The organism is Hydrogenovibrio sp. 3SP14C1 (assembly GCF_029625905.1).
In the GTDB taxonomy this organism is placed as follows: domain Bacteria; phylum Pseudomonadota; class Gammaproteobacteria; order Thiomicrospirales; family Thiomicrospiraceae; genus Hydrogenovibrio.
Genome location: NZ_JARTLM010000187.1, coordinates 1 through 260, shown reverse-complemented (window position 1 = coordinate 260; position 260 = coordinate 1). Strand labels below are relative to the sequence as shown.

Annotated in this window: 1 protein-coding gene; it reads left to right on the top strand. The window is 46.2% G+C overall.

Features of this window, described 5'->3' with window-relative positions; genetic code table 11:
• Positions 1–260 (top strand): lytic murein transglycosylase (locus P8629_RS12180; protein ID WP_278166371.1); only part of this gene is annotated, 260 nt, incomplete at both ends.

Below are 260 nucleotides of genomic sequence, written 5' to 3'. Positions count from 1 at the left end.
GTGGAGTATCGTCCTCGAGCGGTCACCGCAGATCGTAATCAACCGGAAAGACGCTTAACTTTAGATGAATACATCCCTCGTGCGGTACCGGACTGGAAAGTCAAACAAGCTCAAGCATTGTATGAAAAACACTATGATGAGCTACAGCGTATTGGTAAGCAGTATGGTGTTCAGCCGCGTTTTATCGTTGCGCTTTGGGGTGTCGAAAGTAACTTCGGTAGCTTTACTGGCAACTTTCCAGTTATCGATGCTTTATCAAC